At 56.8% G+C, this 1670-nt stretch carries 1 protein-coding gene; it reads left to right on the top strand.

Annotated features, from left to right (window positions below):
- Positions 1–266: 266 nt before the first annotated feature.
- A partial coding sequence (locus ACXJ5O_RS26155; protein WP_457302453.1) for a Clp protease N-terminal domain-containing protein occupies positions 267–1670 on the top strand: 1404 nt, incomplete at its 3' end.

Genomic DNA, 1670 nt, shown 5'->3' with positions numbered 1-1670 from the left:
TCTACCAAGACGCGCTTCGACGACCGCCCGTCTTCCCAGCATGCAAGCAATGGCCAGACTAGGGATGAGGGCGTGGCAAGGGTGGAGCTTTTTGTGCTAAAACAACAGTCACAGGCAGTAATAAAAGCTGGAATTCCGATCTTGCAGGCTGCGGACAATATTCCCATATCTGCTTCGAGCAAATGGGTCTGCCTCTTGCAGGGGACCCGTCACCAACACACCGTGCGATGCCGTTTGAAGGGTCGTTCGGGAAAAGGAGACACCATATGAACATTGAAAAATATACTGAGCGCGTCCGGGGGTTCATCCAGTCGGCACAGACCTTTGCCCTCTCATCCAACCACCAGCAATTTGCACCCGAACATTTGTTGAAGGTCCTGGTCGATGACGAGGAGGGCCTTGCCGCATCCCTGATCGAGCGGGCAGGCGGGCGCATAGCTGATGTACGCCTTGGCTTGCAGGCAGCACTCGATGCAATGCCGAAAGTAACCGGCGGCAACGGCCAGCTTTATCTCGCCCAGCCCTTGGCCAAGGTTTTCACGACTGCAGAGGAACTGGCGCAGAAAGCTGGCGACAGTTTTGTTACTGTCGAAAGGCTTTTGACCGCGATGGCCATCGAAAAGTCGGCCAAGACTGCGGACATATTGAGCCGTGCCGGCGTGACCGCTGCGGGGCTCAATGCCGTCATCAATGACATCCGCAAGGGGCGGACCGCAGATTCGGCTTCAGCCGAAAATACCTACGATGCCTTGAAGAAATATGCGCGCGATCTCACCGCGGATGCACGGGCCGGGAAGCTCGATCCTGTGATTGGACGCGACGATGAAATCCGCCGCACTATTCAGGTGTTGTCGCGTCGCACCAAGAATAACCCAGTGCTGATTGGCGAGCCGGGCGTCGGCAAGACGGCAATTGCCGAAGGCCTTGCGCTGCGCATCGTCAATGGCGATGTGCCTGAATCACTGAAGGACAAGCAGTTGATGGCACTCGATATGGGCGCTCTCATTGCCGGCGCGAAATATCGCGGCGAATTCGAGGAGCGGCTGAAAGGCGTGCTGTCCGAAGTCACTTCGGCAAATGGCCAGATCATCCTGTTCATTGACGAGATGCACACGCTTGTGGGCGCTGGCAAGGCCGAAGGTGCGATGGACGCTTCGAACCTCTTGAAGCCGGCATTGGCTCGCGGTGAACTGCACTGCGTTGGCGCGACAACGCTCGACGAATATCGCAAGCATGTCGAAAAGGATGCGGCGCTTGCCCGCCGGTTTCAGCCGGTGTTTGTCGATGAGCCGACGGTGGAAGATACCATCTCGATCTTGCGCGGCCTGAAGGAGAAATACGAGCAGCATCATAAAGTTCGAATTTCCGATTCGGCGCTTGTTGCCGCGGCGACACTGTCCAACCGCTACATCACTGACCGGTTCTTGCCCGACAAGGCGATCGATTTGATCGACGAAGGCGCAGCACGGCTTCGCATGCAAGTCGATTCCAAACCGGAAGAACTGGACGAGATCGATCGTCGTATCATGCAGTTGAAGATCGAGCGCGAGGCGCTGAAGGTCGAAAAAGATGACGCATCCCGCGACCGTCTTGAGCGGCTGGAGAAGGAACTCGCGGATCTGGAAGAACAGTCGAYCGCGATAACCAACACCTGGCAGGCTGAAAAGCAG

Source organism: Phyllobacterium sp. P5_D12, assembly GCF_054049495.1.
This window is presented reverse-complemented; position numbering and strand designations above follow the sequence as displayed.